General features: G+C 65.1%; 1 protein-coding gene. It reads left to right on the forward strand.

Annotated elements, in window-relative coordinates; translation table 11 throughout:
• Window positions 1-93: 93 nt before the first annotated feature.
• Window positions 94-1,263 (forward strand): DDE-type integrase/transposase/recombinase, encoded by a 1,170-nt coding sequence (locus ABT008_RS30400; protein ID WP_350700742.1) that lies wholly within the window; start codon window positions 94-96, stop codon window positions 1,261-1,263.
• Window positions 1,264-1,326: the final 63 nt, after the last annotated feature.

Raw genomic sequence — 1,326 nt, forward strand, 5'->3', positions numbered from 1 at the left:
ACTATTCAGTCTCATGACATCTGTCAGTGTTGAAGTCCCGGTACATGTGTCAGTTGGTAGGGATCTTGAGCGGGCTGGTACATGGTGCCTGGCATGGCTTCTCGGCGGCATGTCATGAACCTGCTCGATGCTCAGTTGGCTGCGGGGGTGCGGATCAACGTGGCCGAGTTCGCGCGCGAGCATGGCGTGTCCGTTCGTACCGTGTACCGGCATCAGGCACGGGTCCGGGACGAGGGCGAATGGCGTGAGCGGTCCCGGCGGCCGCACACCTCTCCGCGGGTGACGCCACCGGACCTGGACGCCTGGATCTGTAAGCTGCGCGTCGAACTCGGCCTGGACAACGGGGCCGACTTCATCCGCGACGCCCTGATCGAGGTGCACGCCGCTACCGGTCCGGCGTGGTTGGTGCCGTCGAGGTCGACGATCAACCGGGTCCTGGCCCGGCATGATCTGCTCGAACGGAACCCGGCGAAACGGCCGCGCAGCTCGTTTCGGCGGTTCGTCTACGCCCGGCCCCGGGACTGCTACCAGATCGACGCTACGAACGTCCGACTCGCCGACGGTGACCTCGCCACGGTCTTCGACGTCCTGGACGACTGCACCCGAACCCTCGTCGGCTGTTACGCGACGATCGCGGAGACCGCCGAAGGCGCGGTCACCGCGGTCAGGCAGGCCTTCGGCGAATACGGCGTCCCCGCGATCGTGTTGTCCGACAACGGCACCGCGTTCACCAGCCGACTGACCCGGCCCGGGTCGATCTCCACATTCGTCCAGTGCCTCCTGGACCACAACGTCCGACCGATCAACTCCAGCCCCTACCATCCACAGACCTGCGGCAAGGTCGAACGCCACCACCAAACCCTCAAGAAATGGCTGAACACCCAACCCGCCCCTGGCACCCGCGCCGAGTTGCAGAACCTGCTGGACATCTACCGCCGCTACTACAACACCGAACGACGCCACAGCGCCCTACCACAACGCGCCACCCCCGCCCAGGCATGGACAAACGCGTCCAGCCTCGGAGGGCCGGGAAGCCTCCCCACGCAAAACGACGCCACCCTGCACCACTGCCTCGTAGGCAACACCGGCGCCATCTCCGTCGCCGGACACCGCACCAGCGTCGGCACCACCCACGCCGGCACCACCGTCACCGCTATCCGCGACCAGAACCACATCACCGTCTACCACCACGACGGCCAACCTCTCGGCCACTTCCACCTCACACCCGACCGGAACTACATCAGCCTCACCCGAGCATCATGATCAGCAACTCATGACACATCTATCGGGACTTCCCCTTGACACATGTACCGGGACAGGACAGTT

Source organism: Micromonospora sp. NPDC002389 (assembly GCF_040296095.1).
Classification (GTDB): domain Bacteria; phylum Actinomycetota; class Actinomycetes; order Mycobacteriales; family Micromonosporaceae; genus Micromonospora.

Coding starts and splice junctions, on each gene's coding strand:
- ABT008_RS30400 (WP_350700742.1), top strand. CDS start 94: ATGGCTTCTCGGCGGCATGTCATGAACCTGCTCGATGCTCAGTTGGCT.